Below are 16,546 nucleotides of genomic sequence, written 5' to 3' on the forward strand. Positions count from 1 at the left end.
TCGGGTACTGACCGGGCAAGGTCGGCCCGGCTGTGATGGGTCGTACAGCTAGCGTCGCGGTATGACGGTGACTTGGGAAGAGCTGGGATGGGAGCGGGTCGCGGCGGGGGTGGGCCGGTGCCGGCTGCCCGGCTGGGACTGTACGGCGGGCCTGGTCGTCGGCGAGGGTAAGGCGCTGGTGGTCGACGCCGGGTCGAGCCTGACCGAAGGGGCACGGCTGCGGATGCGGGCGGAGGCACTCGCCGGTCACCGTGTGACTCATCTCGCTCTGACGCATCCCCACTTCGACCATGTGCTCGGTGCGGCGGCGTTCGCCGGGGCGGAGGTCTACGGCGCGGTGGGCATCGACTCGGTGTACGGGCCGCACGGCCGGGCGGCGCTGCGCGCGGACGCGGTACGCCACGGGCTGGACGCGCGGGCGGCGGACGAGGCGGTGGACGTCCTCGCGCCGCCCCGGCACCACGTCTCCGGCGAGTGGACCCTCGACCTCGGCCCCGGCCGCCAGGTCCTGCTGGCGAACGTGGGCCCCGGCCACACGCCCCACGATCTGGTGGTCCTGGTTCCCGGCTCCCCGGAGGTCGTGTTCTGCGGCGACCTGGTGGAGGAGTCGGGCGACCCCCAGGCCGGCCCGGACGCCGTGCCGTCGCAGTGGCCGGCGGCGCTGGACCGCCTGCTGGCGCTGGGCGGCGAGGACGCGGTGTACGTGCCCGGTCACGGGGCGGTGGTGGACGCGGCGTTCGTACGGGCGCAGCGGGACGCGCTGGCGGCCCGTTTCGGCGTGTCGTAGGACCTGCTCCGGCGCTTCTCCTATCGTCATCCGAATGCGCCAGTACTCTCCGGACCTGACCCCGCCGTGGAAGAAGCCCAAGCCGGTGCCCGAGGTCGAGGCGGAGCCCGGCCTGGTGGTCGAGGAGCCCGGCACCGGCTTCTGCGGAGCGGTGATCCGCTGCGAGGCGGGCACCGTGACCCTGGAGGACCGCTTCGGCAAGCACCGGGTGTTCCCGCTGGAGCCGCGGGGCTTCCTGCTGGAGGGCAGGGTGGTGACGCTGGTACGCCCCTCCGCGGGGGCTCCGGTACGCCCCACGCGCACCGCCTCCGGCTCGGTGGCCGTCCCCGGGGCACGCGCGCGCGTGGCCCGCGCCGGGCGGATCTACGTCGAGGGCCGCCACGACGCGGAACTGGTGGAGAAGGTCTGGGGCGACGACCTGCGCATCGAGGGCGTGGTGGTGGAGTACCTGGAGGGCGTCGACGACCTGCCGGGGATCGTGGCGGAGTTCGCGCCGGGGCCGGACGCGCGGCTGGGGGTGCTGGTGGACCACCTCGTGCCCGGCACCAAGGAGTGGCGCATCGCACAGCAGGTGACCAGCGACCACGCGCTGGTCGTGGGCCACCCGTACATCGACATCTGGGAGGCGGTGAAGCCGTCGTCCCTGGGCATCGCGGGCTGGCCGCGGGTGCCGCGCGGGCAGGACTGGAAGACGGGCGTGTGCCGGGCGCTGGGCTGGCCGTCGGAGAACACGGGCGCGGTGTGGCAGGCAATCCTGGCGCGGGTGCACTCGTACAAGGACCTGGAGCCGGAGCTGCTGGGGAGGGTGGAGGAACTGATCGACTTCGTCACGGACGGCGGTGGGAACTGATCTCCCGGAAGGGCGGCAGGCCATGTGAGTGCCGCCCCGGGAGATCAGATCCCCGGAGCGATCAGTCCACCAGGTCCCGGACCACCGCGTCCGCCAGCAGCCGGCCCCGCAGCGTCAGTACCGCGCGGCCCTCCGCGTACGGGCCCTCCTGCAGCAGCCCCTCCGCCAGGGCCCGCCGGGCGGCCGTGCGGCCCGCCTCGTGCAGCAGGGACAGCGGGACGCCCTCCCGCAGGCGCAGCTCCAGCAGGATCCGCTCGACGCGGCGGTCCTCCGCCGGGAGCAGCTCCCGCCCGGCGCCCGGGGACCGGCCCGCCGCCAGGGCCGCCGCGTACGCCCCCGGATGCTTCACGTTCCACCAGCGCACCCCGCCCACGTGCGAGTGCGCTCCGGGGCCGGCGCCCCACCAGTCGGCGCCGCGCCAGTACAGCTCGTTGTGCAGGCACCGGCCCGCCTCCGAGGTCGCCCAGTTCGAGACCTCGTACCAGTCGAAGCCCGCCGACGACAGCACGGATTCGGCCATCAGATAGCGGTCGGCGTGGACGTCGTCGTCGGTCATCGGGACCTCGCCCCGGCGGATCCGGCGGGCGAGCTGCGTGCCCTCCTCGACGATCAGGGCGTAGGCGGAGATGTGGTCGGGACCGGCGCCGATGGCCGCGTCCAGCGAGGCCCGCCAGTCGTCGTCGGTCTCCCCGGGCGTGCCGTAGATCAGGTCCAGGTTCACATGGTCGAACCCCGCCGCATGTGCCTCCGCCACACATGCTTCCGGCCGTCCCGGTGTGTGTGTGCGGTCCAGCACCTGCAGCACATGCCGCTTCGCGCTCTGCATGCCGAAGGAGATCCGGTTGAAGCCGCCCTCCCGCAGCGCCGACAGGTACGCCGGGTCCACCGACTCCGGGTTCGCCTCGGTGGTGATCTCGGCGTCCGGCGCGAGGCCGAACTCGTCGCGGACCGCGTGCAGCATCCGGACCAGATCGTCCGCCGCCAGCAGGGTCGGCGTACCGCCGCCCACGAAGACCGTCCGGACCTCGCGGGGGTCGTCGCCGAGGACCTTGCGCGCGAGCCGGATCTCGTCGGTCAGGGTGTCCGCGTAGTTGTCGCGGGACGCCAGTACGCCCCCCGTGCCGCGCAGCTCGGTGGCGGTGTAGGTGTTGAAGTCGCAGTACCCGCAGCGGGTCGCGCAGTAGGGGACGTGCAGGTAGAACCCGAGCGGGCGGTCGGCGGCGCCGGTGAGCGCGGCGGCGGGCAGCGCGCCGTCGTCGGGGACCGGCTCGCCGTCGGGGAGTGCGGAAGGCATGCGTTCCATTGTCCAGCACCGCGCGCCCTTACTCGGCCTGGAGCACCAGCAGCGCCAGATCGTCCTCCGGCGGCCGCCCCCCGAAGTCGTGCACGAGCCGCCGGATCCGCTCGGCGATCGACTGCGCGCTGAGCCCGGCGCACCCGGCGAGCGCGGCCGCCAGGCCGTCCCCGTCGTCGAACTGGCGCGAGCCGCTGCGCCGCTCCGTCACCCCGTCCGTCACGCACAGCAGGCTGTCCCCGGACCTGAGGCGGAAGGTTTCACTGGTGTACGTGGCGTCCTCGACGACCCCGAGCAGGGTCTGCGGCTGCGCGACCGTACGGACGCGCCCGTCGGGCCCGAGCAGCAGCGGCAGCGGATGGCCTGCGGAGCCGAGGGTGCAGCGCACGCCTCCGTCGAAGGGGACCAGTTCGCCGTAGAGCAGGGACAGGAACCGTGTCTGCGGGCCGTCGCCCGGTGCGGCCGGGCCGACCAGGGCGCGCGCCCGGGCGTCCGCGGCCTCGGTGGCGTCGTCGAGGAGGAGCTGGTTGAGGCGGTCCAGGACGTCCGGCACCCGGTACCCCTCGCGGGCCAGCAGCCGCAGCCAGGGGCGGGCCAGGCCGATCACCACCGCCGCCTCCGGGCCCTTGCCCTGGACGTCGCCCACGGCGAAGCACCAGCGGCCCTCGCCGGCCGGGAACACGTCGTAGAAGTCGCCGCTCGGGCCGCCCTTGTCGCAGGGCTCGTAGACGAGGGCGCTGCGCACGCCGGGGATCTCGGCGACCGCGCCGGGCAGCAGCCCGCGCTGGAGGACCGCGCTGATGGTGGCCTGGCGGGCGTACTGCCGGGCCGCGCCGATGGCCAGCGCCACCCGCCGGCCGAGATCCTCCACCAGCCCGGTGACCTCGTCGGGGAACCCCTCGGGCCCGGACTGCCCGATGACGAGCGTGCCCAGCGGCCGGCCGCCCGCGACCAGGCGGTACGCCAGTGCCGTGCCGACCGGTTCGCGCTCGCCCGGCGCCGCCCTGGGCCACGGGTGCGGCACGGGTCCGGAGCCCGGACCTGGATCGTCCGGCGGGTACGGGGGCTCCTTCTCCAGCGCCCGGCGCAGTTCCTCGATGCGGTTCTCGCTGGCGTGCCAGACCCGGGCGAGGCGGGGCCCGGTGCCCGGGATGCCGTGCGGGGACCGGCCGCGCCCGGTGAACTCGTCCTCCAGCCACACCGCGCACCAGTCGGCGAGCCGGGGCACCAGCAGCTGCGCGGTGAGCGCGGCGACCAGATCCTCGTCGAGCTGCCCGGCGAGCAGGTCGGAGGCCTCGGCGAGGAAGGACAGCGCACCCCGGTCGAGCCAGTCCCCGTCGCGCTCGGGCCGTCCCCGACCGGGGCCCGGCATCGCGTAGGGCGGCGGGCCGGTGGGGGCGCCCGGCTCGTCGGGGTGCTCCTCGGCGGGCAGCCGGGCCCACACCGTCTTCACGCCGGTGCGGTACGTCACTCCCCAGCACTCGGCGAGCCGGGCCACCAGGGTCAGTCCGCGCCCGTACTCCGCCGAGCCGTGGGCCGGTTCGGACGCGCCGTCGCGCGGGGCGCGCGCGGGGTGGCGGTCGGAGACCTCGACGACGACGGCGCCGGTCTCCTCCTCCGCGCGGCAGACCAGGCCGATCTCGGTGCCCGCGTGGACGACGGCGTTGGTGACGAGTTCGCTGACGACCAGGACGGTGTCGTCGGCGAGGCGGCGGGTGTGCGCCTGGGTGCCGGGCAGGCCGAGCTCGGTCCACTCGGCGAGGGCGGCGCGCACGAGCGCGCGGGCCGAGGCGGGCGCGAGGGAGCTTCCGAGCAGGGTGGCGTCGGCCCACGCGCGCGGGGGCTCCTCCTCGCGCGCGGGCGCGCCGGAGGCACGGGAGGCGGTCTCCCGTTGCGCCGGTATGGCCCTCATGGACAGCTCCCCGAGCGGTTCGCACGAATACGCCTCAGTCGACGCCGACAGAGTGACAGACTGGCCGCGCCCATAAGCACCGAGTCACCGAAGTGGGCCGGCATGAGTGAGAACAGTGGTACACGCGCGCTCGAAGACGGTCAGATTCGAGCATCGGATCTGCGCCCTCTGCTCGTCGCCATGACCGCGGCGAGGGACGGCGACTTCCGGCAGGTGTCCGATCCCGGCACCGGCGTGGTGGCCGAGCTCGTCGCGGCCTACAACCAGATCATGAACCGCAGTCTGCACTTCAACTCCGAGGTGCAGCGCGTCCGGCGGGAGCTCGTGCGGCACGGCCGGCTCGACGAGCGGCTGGCGGCGAGCCCGGGCCAGGGCGCCTGGACCGCCCGGGTCAACGACGTCAACCAGCTGCTCGACGCCATCGTGGCCCCGGCGGCCAACGCGACCCGTGTCCTGGACGCGGTGGCGGGCGGCGATCTGACCCAGCGGGTCGATCTGCACGACGGTTCCCGGCAGTTGCGCGGCGATCTGCGGCGGCTGGGCCGGGCCGTGAACAAGATGGTCGACCAGCTCTCCCTGTTCACCGGCGAGGTGACCCGGGTGGCCCGCGAGGTCGGCACCGAGGGACGGCTCGGCGGCCGGGCCAAGGTGCGCGGTCTGTCGGGCAGTTGGCGGGACGTGACCGAGGCGGTCAACACCATGGCCGCCCGGCTGACGGCACAGGTGCGGGACATCGCCCTGGTGACGACGGCGGTGGCGCGCGGTGACCTGACCCGCACGGTCACCGTGGAGGCGACCGGTGAGCTGCTCGAACTGAAGCTGACCGTCAACACCATGGTCGACCAGCTCTCCGCCTTCGCCGACGAGGTCACGCGCGTGGCCCGCGAGGTGGGCACCGAGGGCCAGTTGGGCGGTCGCGCGCAGGTGCGGGGCGTGTCCGGGGTGTGGAAGGACCTCACCGACAACGTCAACTTCATGGCGTCGAACCTGACGTCGCAGGTCCGCAACATCGCCCAGGTCACCACCGCCGTCGCCAACGGCGACCTCAGCCAGAAGATCACCGTCGACGCGAAGGGCGAGATCCTGGAGCTGAAGTCGACCATCAACACCATGGTCGACCAGCTCTCCGCCTTCGCCGACGAAGTCACCCGCGTCGCCCGCGAGGTCGGCACCGAGGGCAACCTCGGCGGTCAGGCCCAGGTGCGGGGCGTCAGCGGGGTCTGGAAGGACCTCACCGACAACGTCAACTTCATGGCGCTGAACCTCACGTCGCAGGTCCGCAACATCGCCCAGGTCACCACCGCCGTCGCCAACGGCGACCTGTCCAAGAAGATCACCGTCGACGCGCGGGGCGAGATCCTGGAGCTGAAGGACACCGTCAACACGATGGTGGAGCAACTGCGCGCCTTCGCCGACGAGGTGACCCGCGTCGCCCGCGAGGTCGGCACCGACGGCAACCTCGGCGGACGGGCCCGGGTGCTGGGCGTCTCCGGCGTCTGGCGGGACCTGACGGACAACGTCAACTCCATGGCCGACAACCTCACCTCCCAGGTGCGCAACATCGCCCAGGTCGCCACCGCCGTGGCCCAGGGCGACCTGTCGAAGAAGATCGACGTGGACGCGCGCGGCGAGATCCTGGAGCTGAAGACCACCATCAACACCATGGTCGACACGCTCTCCTCGTTCTCCTCCGAGGTGACCCGCGTGGCCCGCGAGGTCGGCTCCGAGGGCCAGCTCGGCGGCCAGGCCCGGGTCGAGGGCGTGTACGGCACCTGGAAGCGGCTGACGACCAATGTGAACGAGCTGGCGCTGAACCTGACCACCCAGGTCCGCGCCATCGCCGAGGTGGCCTCGGCCGTGGCGCAGGGTGACATGTCCCGCTCGATCACGGTGGAGACGCGCGGCGAGGTCGCCGAGCTGAAGGACAACATCAACCTGATGGTGGCCAACCTCCGCGAGACCACCCGCGCCAAGGACTGGCTGGAGTCCAACCTCGCCCGCCTGGCCTCCCTGATGCAGGGTCACCGGGACCTGATGGAGGTCGCCGACCTGATCCTGCGCGAGCTGACGCCGCTGGTGAACGCCCAGTACGGCGCGTTCTACCTGGCGGATCCGGAGCAGGACGGCACGACCGCCCCGACCAAGGGCCTGGCCTTCATCGCCGGGTACGGCGCCGCGCAGGGCGCCACCATGGAGACCGGCGGCCTGCCGGTCCACGGCCTGGTGGCGCAGGCGGCCCGCGAGAAGAAGCGCATCCTCGTCGAGGAGGCCCCGCCGCACTACATCAAGATCAACAGCGGGCTGGGGGAAGCGGCGCCCACCACCATCGTCATCATCCCGATCCTCTTCGAGGACAAGCTCCTCGGGGTGATCGAGCTGGCGTCCTTCTCCCGCTTCTCCGATGTCCACCTGGCCTTCTTCGACCAGTTCGTGAACACCATCGGCGTCGCCATCAACACCATCATCGCCAACTCCCGCACCGAGTCGCTGCTCGGCGAGTCCCAGCGGCTGGCCATGCAGCTGCAGGAGCGCTCGGACGAACTGCAGAAGCAGCAGGCGGAGCTGCAGCACTCGAACGCCGAACTGGAGGAGAAGGCGGCGCTGCTGGCCACCTCCTCGCAGTACAAGTCGGAGTTCCTGGCGAACATGTCGCACGAGCTGCGCACCCCGCTGAACTCCCTGCTGATCCTCGCCCGTCTCCTGTCGGACAACCCGGACGGCCATCTCACCGACCAGGAGGTCCAGTTCGCGACGACCATCCACCGCTCGGGCTCCGACCTGCTGCAGCTGATCAACGACATCCTCGACCTGTCGAAGATCGAGGCGGGCCGGATGGACGTGCGCCCCAAGCGCCTGCCGCTGATCAAAGTGCTCGACTACGTCCACGCCACCTTCCGCCCGCTCACCCACGACCGCGGGCTCTCCTTCGAGGTGTCGGTCGGCGAGGACGTCCCGCGCGAGATGTACTCCGACGAGCAGCGCCTGCAGCAGGTGCTGCGCAATCTGCTCTCCAACGCCATCAAGTTCACCGCGTCGGGCCGGGTCGAGCTGCGGGTCGGCCTGGTCCAGGACGCGGAGACCGGTGAGCGGGTGATCGCCTTCGAGGTGTCCGACACCGGCATCGGGATCGCGCCGGAGAAACTCCCGGTGATCTTCGAGGCGTTCCAGCAGGCCGACGGCACCACCAACCGCAAGTACGGCGGCACCGGTCTCGGCCTGTCCATCAGCCGGGAGATCGCGGGCCTGCTGGGCGGCCGTATCGTCGCCGAGAGCGAGCCCGGACGGGGCTCCACCTTCACCCTGTACGTCCCCGTCGTCAGCCCCGGCCACCCGGTGACCGACGACCGCAGCCCCGTACCGGTGCCGGAGCAGATGTCCCACCCGCCGGAGATGGACGACGGCTGGCCCACGCCGACCAAGCTGGAGGAGTGGCAGTCGGGCCGGGCGGGGCAGGTGCTGTCCGGGCGGCGCGTGCTGATCGTGGACGACGACATCCGCAACGTGTTCGCGCTGACCCATGTGCTCGGCCGGGTCGGCATGCCGGTGCTCTACGCGGAGAACGGCCGCGAGGGCATCGAGACCCTGGAGCGCAACCCGGACGTCGAACTCATCCTGATGGACATCATGATGCCGGAGATGGACGGCTACGAGACCATCGCCGCGATTCGCCGCAGCCCGCGCTGGGCGGGCCTGCCCATCGTCGCGCTGACCGCGAAGGCGATGCCCGGCGACCGGGAGAAGTCCATCGCCCGCGGCGCCAACGACTACGTGCCCAAACCGGTGGACGTGGACCGACTGCTCACCGTCGTGTGCGCCCTGCTGGACCCGGAGGAGACACACGAGGCGACGCCATGACCGCCGAAGACGCACCGGAGCACGCCGGCATCCTCCTGGTCGACGACATGGAGGACAACCTGACCGCCCTGGAGGCGGTCCTGGCCTCCCTCGACGAACCGCTGGTCCGGGCCCGTTCCGGCGAGGAGGCGATGAAGGCGCTCCTGCGCCGCCGCTTCGCGCTGGTCCTGCTGGACGTCCGGATGCCCGGCATGGACGGCTTCGAGACGGCGGCGAACATCAAACGCCTGGACCAGACGAAGGATGTCCCGATCATCTTCCTGACCGGCGCGGAGGACGACCCGGGGTATGCCTTCCGCGGCTACGCCACCGGCGCGGCCGACTACCTGACCAAGCCGTTCGACCCGTGGGTACTGCGGGCGAAGGTCAGGGTGTTCCTGGACCTGCACCGCAAGCAACTCCAGCTGGAGGCGCTCAGGGCGGAGGTCCAGGAACTGAGGAAACTGATCGACAGGGGCCCGGCGTAGCCGCTACGCCTCGCGCGTGCCCTCGTACATCTCCTCGATGAGGTGCTTGTACTCCCGCTCCACGACCGGCCGCTTCAGCTTCAGGCTCGGGGTGATCTCCCCGTGCTCCACATCGAGGTCGCGGGGCAGCAGCCGGAACTTCTTGATGGTCTGCCACCGCTGCAGGTTCTCGTTGAGCTGCTTGACGTACCCCTCGACCATCGCCACCGTCTCCGGCGCCGCGACGACCTCCGCGTACGACTTGCCCTCCATCCCGTTCTCCTTGGCCCAGCCCATGAGGGCCAGCTCGTCCAGGGCGATGAGCGCGGTGCAGAAGTTCCGGTCGGCGCCGTGCACCAGGATGTTGGAGACGTAGGGGCAGACCGACTTGAAGGAGCCCTCGATCTCGGTCGGCGCGATGTACTTGCCGCCGGACGTCTTGAACAGGTCCTTCTTGCGGTCGGTGATCCGCAGGTAGCCGTCGGGCGACAGCTCGCCGATGTCGCCGGTGTGGAACCAGCCGTCCGGCTCCAGCACCTCTGCGGTCTTCTCGGGCAGGCCGTGGTAGCCCTCCATGATGCCGGGCCCGCGCAGGAGGATCTCGCCGTCGTCGGCGATCCGGACCTCGCAGCCGGGCAGCGGCTTGCCGACCGTGCCGGTGCGGTACGCCTCGCCCGGGTTCACGAAGGAGGCCGCGGAGGACTCGGTCAGGCCGTAGCCCTCCAGGATGTGGATGCCGGCGCCGGCGAAGAAGTAGCCGATCTCCGGGGCCAGCGCGACCGAGCCGGAGACACAGGCCCGCAGCCGGCCGCCGAAGGCGTCCCGCAGCTTGGAGTAGACGAGGGCGTCGGCGACCTTGTGCTTCGTACGGAGGCCGAAGGGGACGGAGGCGATGCCGGTGCGCCGGAAGTTGTCCTGGCTGACCTTGGCGTACTCGCGGGCCACCTCGGCCGCCCACAGGAAGATCTTGTACTTGGCCCCGCCGCCCGCGCGGGCCTTGGCGGCGACGCCGTTGTAGACCTTCTCGAAGATGCGCGGCACGGCCGCCATGTACGTCGGCTGGACGACCGGCAGGTTCTCGATGATCTTGTCGACGCGGCCGTCGACGGCGGTGACATGGCCGATCTCGAGCTGGCCGGAGGTGAGCACCTTGCCGAAGACGTGGGCGAGCGGCAGCCACAGGTACTGCACGTCGTCCTGGCCGAGGAGCCCGGTCGCGGCGATGGCCTTGGCCATGTACGACCAGTTGTCGTGCGGCAGGCGCACACCCTTGGGGCGCCCGGTGGTGCCGGAGGTGTAGATGAGGGTGGCGAGCTGGTCCTTGGTGATCGCGCCGACCCGCTCCTTGACCAGGTCGGCGTCCTTCTCCAGCCGGGCGGCGCCGCGCTTCTCCAGCTCGTCCAGGGTCAGGATCCAGTCGGCGGTCTCGACGCCGGCCGGGTCGATCACCACGACATGCGTGAGGTCGGGCAGCTCGGCGCGCTTCTCGACGGCCTTGGCGAGCTGGGCCGCGTCCTCGGCGATCAGCACCCGGCTGTCGGAGTCCGCGAGGATGTACGCCGACTCCTCCGCGTTGGTCTGCGGGTAGACCGTGGTCGTGGCGGCGCCGGCGCACATGATGCCGAGGTCGGCGAGGATCCACTCGATGCGGGTCGAGGAGGCGAGGGCGACCCGCTGCTCCGGCTGCACCCCCAGCTCGATGAGACCGGCGGCGATCGCGTAGACCCGCTCGGCGGCCTGGCCCCAGTTCAGCGACTTCCAGTCGTCCGGGCCCTCCCCGGCCGCGTTCGGCACGGGATAGCGATAGGCCTCGGCGTCCGGCGTGGCCGCCACGCGCTCCAGGAAGAGGGCCGCCACGCTCGGCGGACGGTTCTCGATCAAAGTCTGTGTGTCGCTCACGACATCCTCCGGGGCCCGCGACGACGCGGCTGGCTCAGAATGCGGCTGGTTCTACTCGCGTGCCGTTGTTTAACTCGCGAGTAACTATCGAGCAGGGATCAGAGTAAGGCGCGACCGGCCGGGGCGTAAGGGCCCGCGCCCTGTCACTTCCTACAGAGACCTACCCCTCACATGCGCCGGGGCCCGCCGCACTTTCGTACGACGGGCCCCTCGATGCCTGTTTTGCACGGGTAACCGGCGGTTACTTCTTGCCCTTGCCCGACCCCGCGCTCTCATCACTGCTCAGTACGGCGATGAAGGCCTCCTGCGGAACTTCCACGGAACCCACCATCTTCATCCGCTTCTTGCCCTCCTTCTGCTTCTCCAGCAGCTTCCGCTTACGGGAGATGTCACCGCCGTAGCACTTGGCGAGGACGTCCTTGCGGATGGCGCGGATGGTCTCGCGGGCGATGACCCGGGAGCCGATGGCGGCCTGGATGGGCACCTCGAAGGCCTGCCGCGGGATCAGCTCGCGCAGCTTGGCCACGAGCCGCACGCCGTAGGCGTACGCCGCGTCCTTGTGGGTGATCGCGGAGAAGGCGTCCACCTTGTCGCCGTGCAGCAGGATGTCGACCTTGACCAGGCTGGAGGTCTGCTCACCGGTGGGCTCGTAGTCCAGGGAGGCGTACCCGCGCGTCTTCGACTTCAGCTGGTCGAAGAAGTCGAAGACGATCTCGGCGAGCGGCAGGGTGTAGCGGATCTCGACCCGGTCCTCGGAGAGGTAGTCCATGCCGAGCAGGGTGCCGCGCCGGGTCTGGCACAGCTCCATGATCGAGCCGATGAACTCGGTCGGGGCGAGGATCGTGGCGCGTACGACCGGCTCGTACACCTCGTTGATCTTGCCCTCGGGGAACTCGCTCGGATTGGTGACGATGTGCTCGGTGCCGTCCTCCATCACCACCCGGTAGACCACGTTCGGCGCGGTCGCGATCAGGTCGAGCCCGAACTCGCGCTCGAGCCGCTCCCGGATCACGTCCAGGTGGAGCAGGCCGAGGAAGCCGACGCGGAAGCCGAAGCCGAGGGCGGCGGAGGTCTCCGGCTCGTAGACGAGCGCGGCGTCGTTGAGCTGGAGCTTGTCCAGGGCCTCGCGCAGCTCGGGGTAGTCGGAGCCGTCCAGCGGATACAGACCGGAGAAGACCATCGGCTTCGGGTCCTTGTAGCCGCCGAGGGCCTCGGTGGCGCCCTTGCTCTGGCTGGTGACGGTGTCGCCGACCTTGGACTGGCGGACGTCCTTCACACCGGTGATCAGATAGCCCACCTCGCCGACGCCGAGACCGTCGGCGCCGAGCATCTCCGGCGAGTTGGTGCCGATCTCCAGCAGCTCGTGGGTGGCGCCGGTCGACATCATCTTGATGCGCTCGCGCTTGCTGAGCTGGCCGTCGATGACACGGACGTACGTCACGACACCGCGGTAGGAGTCGTAGACCGAGTCGAAGATCATCGCGCGGGCGGGGGCGTCCTTGACGCCGACCGGCGCCGGGACCTCGCGGACCACCCGGTCGAGCAGCGCGTCGACACCGACACCCGTCTTGGCGGAGACCTTGAGAACGTCCTCGGGGTCGCAGCCGATGAGGTTGGCGAGCTCCTCGGAGAACTTCTCCGGCTGGGCGGCCGGCAGGTCGATCTTGTTCAGGACGGGGATGATCTTGAGGTCGTTCTCCATCGCCAGGTAGAGGTTGGCGAGGGTCTGGGCCTCGATGCCCTGGGCGGCGTCGACGAGGAGGACGGTGCCCTCGCACGCGGCGAGCGACCGGGAGACCTCGTAGGTGAAGTCGACGTGCCCCGGGGTGTCGATCATGTTGAGGATGTGCGTGTTGCCCTTGTCCGTGGTGGGCGCCCAGGGCAGACGCACGGCCTGGGACTTGATGGTGATACCGCGCTCGCGCTCGATGTCCATGCGGTCGAGGTACTGAGCGCGCATCTGCCGTTGCTCGACCACACCGGTCAGCTGGAGCATCCGGTCGGCGAGCGTGGACTTGCCGTGGTCGATGTGCGCGATGATGCAGAAATTGCGGATCAGAGCCGGGTCGGTTCGGCTCGGTTCGGGCACATGGCTAGGGATCGCGGGCACGCAGGGTCCTGATTCTTGAGGTGTCCGCAGCCGTCTGCGGTCTCGGGTCGGAACGATCGGGTCTATACGTAGGCTCCATGGTCCCACGGGCGGCGACCGGAGACCGGTTTGGGCCGCATGCTGGGCCACTGGTAGTCTGGGTAGCTGTGTCTCATGCCCTCTCAGCGCGAGGCACACCCCAAGGAAAATCACCCGGTACGGATTCCGTGCGGCTCTCGTGCGGCCCCGTGCCAGAACCTGTAGAGGCTCATTCGTGGCGAACATCAAGTCCCAGATCAAGCGGATCAAGACCAACGAGAAGGCGCGGCTGCGCAACAAGGCCGTCAAGTCCTCCCTGAAGACCGCGATCCGCAAGGCCCGTGAGGCCGCTGCCGCGGGTGACGCCGAGAAGGCCACCGAGTACCAGCGCGCTGCCGCGCGTCAGCTCGACAAGGCTGTCTCGAAGGGCGTCATCCACAAGAACCAGGCCGCCAACAAGAAGTCGGCGCTTGCTTCGAAGGTCGCTTCCCTCAAGGGCTGAATCTCTCTGATCTGACCGCCGGAAGGACCCAGAGCGGGCCCTCTCTATCCGCTCCCGTCCGGCATCCCGAGCTCGCACGCGGCCTGCGTTCGCCACGCGGGTGCGAGCTCAGCAGCTTCACACGAGGGCCCCGGCGCCCCGCCCTTCCCCAGGGCGGAGGCCGGGGCCTTCGGCGTGTACCGGGGGGTCACGTCCAGAAGTCGTCGGCCTTGTCCATGTCCGCGACGCATTCGTCGAGGTCGGTCATCTTGTCACCGACGATCCTGAAGACGATGCCGCCGCTCTCGTCGATGTGCTTGCCCTGCCGGTCCGCGGTGAAGCGATGCACGGACATGGCGTGCCCGCGACCGTCGACGAGTACGTCGCGCAGCTCGACCCGGAACGACCCGCCCGTCTCCGAGTGGAGCCGGCCGTAGTACCCGTCGAGGATCGAGTCGATGCCCTTGTAGTCCCCCGCGAGCGGGTGGGAACCGGGCACATGATGGGTGCAGTCCCCGGTCATCATGGAACGCAAGGTGTCCATGTCTCCGCGCTGGAAGGCTTCGTAGCCCTTGCGGACGAGAGTCGCGTGCGGGTGTTCAGCCATGGTGGTCGCCACCTTTCCCCAATCCGGCGAAATACGGCTGATACGCCCGATTCTCCTCTCTTCCGCCTAGCCCCGCCCCCGGGACCGCGCCGCCCGCGCGATGATGACGACCGCCTTCTCCAGGGCGTACTCGGGGTCGTCCCCGCCGCCCTTGACCCCGGCGTCGGCCTCGGCGACGGCCCGCAGCGCCACGGCGACGCCGTCGGGGGTCCAGCCGCGCATCTGCTGGCGCACCCGGTCGATCTTCCAGGGCGGCATGCCCAGCTCACGGGCGAGATCGGCGGGACGGCCGCCCCGGGCGGAGGAGAGCTTGCCGATGGCCCGGACGCCCTGCGCGAGCGCGCTGGTGATCAGAACGGGCGCCACTCCGGTGGCCAGCGACCAGCGCAGCGCCTCCAGCGCCTCGGCGGCCCGTCCCTCGACGGCACGGTCGGCGACGGTGAAGCTGGATGCCTCGGCCCGGCCGGTGTAGTACCGCCCGACCACGGCCTCGTCGATGGTCCCCTCGACATCGGCGACCAGCTGCGACACGGCGGACGCCAGCTCCCGCAGATCGCTCCCGATGGAGTCGACCAGCGCCTGGCAGGCCTCGGGGGTGGCGGAGCGGCCGGTGGCCCGGAACTCCTGCCGCACGAAGGCCAGCCGGTCGGCGGGCTTGGTCATCTTGGGGCAGGCGACCTCCCGGGCGCCCGCCTTGCGGGCCGCGTCGAGCAGCCCCTTGCCCTTGACGCCGCCGGCGTGCAGCAGCACCAGGGTGATCTCCTCGGCCGGCGCCCCGAGATAGGACTTCACGTCCTTGACGGTGTCGGCGGACAGGTCCTGGGAGTTGCGCACCACGACGACCTTGCGCTCGGCGAAGAGCGACGGACTGGTCAGCTCGGCGAGGGTGCCCGGCTGCAGCTGCTCCGGGTTCAGGTCCCGCACATCGGTGTCGGCGTCAGCGGCCTTGGCCGCCCGCACGACCTCCTGCACGGCCCGGTCGAGCAGCAGATCCTCCTGCCCCACGGCAAGAGTCAGGGGGGCAAGCGGATCGTCGTCAGCAGTTTTCCTGGCCATCGGGTCAAGGATGGCACGGGTCACTGACAGTGGGGGACGGGGTGTGGGGGCGACGAGGCGGGGAGGGGTGGGGCGGCATGGGGCGAGGCCCTCGCGAGGAGGGCGTGAGCACCGCCCCCGGCTACGGCTCCTCCCGCCACCCCTCCCACTCCCCCGCGAACTCGTCCAGCTCCGCGGGATCAAGCGCCGCGTCCTCGTCCCGCAGCAGCACCAGCCACTGCGCGTCCTCCGCGTCGTCCTCCCCGGCCAACGCGTCCCGCACCAGCCGGGGCTCCTCGGTCACCCCGAACCGCTCCCGGAGCGCCTCCGCGACCTCCTCGGCCGCGTCCCGGTCGGGCAGCACCAGCACATGTCTCACATCACTCACGCAGCCATTCTCCAGCCACGCCCGCCCCCGCCGCCCTCACCCCTTCCGTACCGCAGGCACCCGCTCCAGCTCGACCCCGAACCGCTCCCGGTACGTCGCCAGCACCTCCTCGTCCGTGGCGAGGTACCGCTCCTGCTGGGCCCCGTCCGCGCCCGTCGTCTTGAACGTGCGCCCGCTCAGCGTGATCCGCCCCCCGTCCTCCGTCACCCGCGAACAGACCAGCGACTGCGTGAAGTGCGAGGCCGGCGAGGTGCTGTGCCACCACGCTCCGGTGACGAAGTCACCGAGCACCCGCGGCCGCGTCTCCAGCCGGTACTCCGGCCTGCCGTTCATCACGACGTCCAGGTCCGCCGCCTCCGGCAGCCGGTGGCCGCCCCGCACCCCGGCCTCGTCCGGCCCCGCCTCCACGATCCGGAACACCCCCGCGGGATCCTCCTGCTCACTCCGCGCCTCCAGCGCCAGCGGAAAGTGGCTGTGCGCCCCGAACCCGACGTCGGCCAGCCACTCGCCCCCGTCCACGGTCCGTACCCGCAGCGCGAGATGGTCGTAAGGGATCCCCAGCCGCCCCTCCCGGCTGTAGACCCGCGCCGCCAGCAACGTCACCTCGTACCCGAGCGCCGCGAGCAACGCACCGAAGGCGCCGTTCAGTTCGTAACAGAACCCTCCCCGCCGCGCGCCCACCAGCTTGTCCAGCAGCCGCTTCTCCTCCAGCACGATCTCCTCGCCGAGGTGGATCGACAGGTTCTCGAACGGCACCGTCCGCAGATGGCTCAGGTGCAGCTCGCGCAGGACATCCACGGTCGGCCACGCCGGGTGGGCCACCCCGAGTCGGCTCAGATAGGCATCAACTTCTGCGGAATTCAT

General features: G+C 70.9%; 13 protein-coding genes. 5 read left to right on the plus strand and 8 right to left on the minus strand.

The window, feature by feature from the left end:
* Window positions 1-61: 61 nt before the first annotated feature.
* Window positions 62-787 carry an MBL fold metallo-hydrolase gene (locus M8H82_RS17910; protein ID WP_250075155.1) on the plus strand — a complete coding sequence of 242 codons (726 nt, stop codon included), beginning with the start codon at window positions 62-64 and terminating at the stop codon, window positions 785-787.
* A gap of 34 nt (window positions 788-821) precedes the next feature.
* Window positions 822-1,637 carry a DUF3097 domain-containing protein gene (locus M8H82_RS17915; protein WP_250075157.1) on the plus strand — a complete coding sequence of 272 codons (816 nt, stop codon included), beginning with the start codon at window positions 822-824 and terminating at the stop codon, window positions 1,635-1,637.
* 61 nt (window positions 1,638-1,698) lie between these two features.
* Here M8H82_RS17915 and hemW read toward each other — a convergent pair whose 3' ends face one another.
* The gene (hemW, locus tag M8H82_RS17920) at window positions 1,699-2,931 is read right to left on the minus strand and encodes a radical SAM family heme chaperone HemW (protein ID WP_250075159.1); all 1,233 of its coding nucleotides are present in this window, start codon (window positions 2,929-2,931) and stop codon (window positions 1,699-1,701) included.
* A 28-nt stretch (window positions 2,932-2,959) separates the two neighbouring features.
* Window positions 2,960-4,843 (minus strand): SpoIIE family protein phosphatase, encoded by a 1,884-nt coding sequence (locus tag M8H82_RS17925; RefSeq protein ID WP_250075161.1) that lies wholly within the window; start codon window positions 4,841-4,843, stop codon window positions 2,960-2,962.
* 180 nt (window positions 4,844-5,023) lie between these two features.
* Between M8H82_RS17925 and M8H82_RS17930 the strand changes: the two genes are divergently transcribed.
* Complete coding sequence (locus tag M8H82_RS17930) at window positions 5,024-8,698, plus strand: HAMP domain-containing protein (protein ID WP_374211670.1); 3,675 nt, start codon at window positions 5,024-5,026, stop codon at window positions 8,696-8,698.
* Window positions 8,695-9,165, plus strand: a complete 471-nt coding sequence (locus M8H82_RS17935; RefSeq protein WP_250075165.1) for a two-component system response regulator — start codon at window positions 8,695-8,697, stop codon at window positions 9,163-9,165. Before M8H82_RS17930 ends, M8H82_RS17935 begins: the two co-directional genes overlap by 4 nt.
* Window positions 9,166-9,168: 3 nt before the next feature.
* Here M8H82_RS17935 and M8H82_RS17940 read toward each other — a convergent pair whose 3' ends face one another.
* Together M8H82_RS17940 and lepA are read right to left on the minus strand one after the other, a co-directional pair.
* Window positions 9,169-11,043, minus strand: a complete 1,875-nt coding sequence (locus tag M8H82_RS17940; protein ID WP_250075166.1) for an AMP-dependent synthetase/ligase — start codon at window positions 11,041-11,043, stop codon at window positions 9,169-9,171.
* Between the two features lie 241 nt (window positions 11,044-11,284).
* Window positions 11,285-13,153 carry a translation elongation factor 4 gene (gene lepA, locus M8H82_RS17945; protein WP_250075168.1) on the minus strand — a complete coding sequence of 623 codons (1,869 nt, stop codon included), beginning with the start codon at window positions 13,151-13,153 and terminating at the stop codon, window positions 11,285-11,287.
* A 253-nt stretch (window positions 13,154-13,406) separates the two neighbouring features.
* On the opposite strand from lepA, the gene rpsT reads away from it, so the two are divergent.
* The gene (gene rpsT, locus M8H82_RS17950) at window positions 13,407-13,673 is read left to right on the plus strand and encodes a 30S ribosomal protein S20 (protein WP_030042978.1); all 267 of its coding nucleotides are present in this window, start codon (window positions 13,407-13,409) and stop codon (window positions 13,671-13,673) included.
* Between the two features lie 187 nt (window positions 13,674-13,860).
* On the opposite strand, the gene M8H82_RS17955 is transcribed toward rpsT, so the two are convergent.
* The 4 genes from M8H82_RS17955 to M8H82_RS17970 form a co-directional block, all read right to left on the minus strand.
* Window positions 13,861-14,259, minus strand: coding sequence for a nuclear transport factor 2 family protein (locus M8H82_RS17955; protein ID WP_250075170.1), 399 nt, complete (start codon window positions 14,257-14,259; stop codon window positions 13,861-13,863).
* Between the two features lie 66 nt (window positions 14,260-14,325).
* Window positions 14,326-15,315: a DNA polymerase III subunit delta gene (holA, locus tag M8H82_RS17960; RefSeq protein ID WP_250075172.1), complete on the minus strand. Its 990-nt coding sequence runs from the start codon at window positions 15,313-15,315 to the stop codon at window positions 14,326-14,328.
* A 121-nt stretch (window positions 15,316-15,436) separates the two neighbouring features.
* Window positions 15,437-15,682 carry a hypothetical protein gene (locus M8H82_RS17965; RefSeq protein WP_250075174.1) on the minus strand — a complete coding sequence of 82 codons (246 nt, stop codon included), beginning with the start codon at window positions 15,680-15,682 and terminating at the stop codon, window positions 15,437-15,439.
* A 36-nt stretch (window positions 15,683-15,718) separates the two neighbouring features.
* Entirely contained in the window at window positions 15,719-16,546 is an 828-nt protein-coding gene (locus tag M8H82_RS17970) for an arylamine N-acetyltransferase (protein WP_250075176.1), read from the minus strand.

This window comes from Streptomyces sp. YS415 (assembly GCF_023544665.1).
Taxonomy (GTDB): domain Bacteria; phylum Actinomycetota; class Actinomycetes; order Streptomycetales; family Streptomycetaceae; genus Streptomyces.

Excerpts from the sequence above, each read along its gene's own strand:
- M8H82_RS17910 (WP_250075155.1), top strand. The coding sequence starts at position 62 with ATGACGGTGACTTGGGAAGAGCTGGGATGGGAGCGGGTCGCGGCGGGG.
- M8H82_RS17915 (WP_250075157.1), top strand. The coding sequence starts at position 822 with ATGCGCCAGTACTCTCCGGACCTGACCCCGCCGTGGAAGAAGCCCAAG.
- hemW (WP_250075159.1), bottom strand. The coding sequence starts at position 2,931 with ATGCCTTCCGCACTCCCCGACGGCGAGCCGGTCCCCGACGACGGCGCG.
- M8H82_RS17925 (WP_250075161.1), bottom strand. The coding sequence starts at position 4,843 with ATGAGGGCCATACCGGCGCAACGGGAGACCGCCTCCCGTGCCTCCGGC.
- M8H82_RS17930 (WP_374211670.1), top strand. The coding sequence starts at position 5,024 with ATGACCGCGGCGAGGGACGGCGACTTCCGGCAGGTGTCCGATCCCGGC.
- M8H82_RS17935 (WP_250075165.1), top strand. The coding sequence starts at position 8,695 with ATGACCGCCGAAGACGCACCGGAGCACGCCGGCATCCTCCTGGTCGAC.
- M8H82_RS17955 (WP_250075170.1), bottom strand. The coding sequence starts at position 14,259 with ATGGCTGAACACCCGCACGCGACTCTCGTCCGCAAGGGCTACGAAGCC.
- holA (WP_250075172.1), bottom strand. The coding sequence starts at position 15,315 with ATGGCCAGGAAAACTGCTGACGACGATCCGCTTGCCCCCCTGACTCTT.
- M8H82_RS17970 (WP_250075176.1), bottom strand. The coding sequence starts at position 16,546 with ATGAATTCCGCAGAAGTTGATGCCTATCTGAGCCGACTCGGGGTGGCC.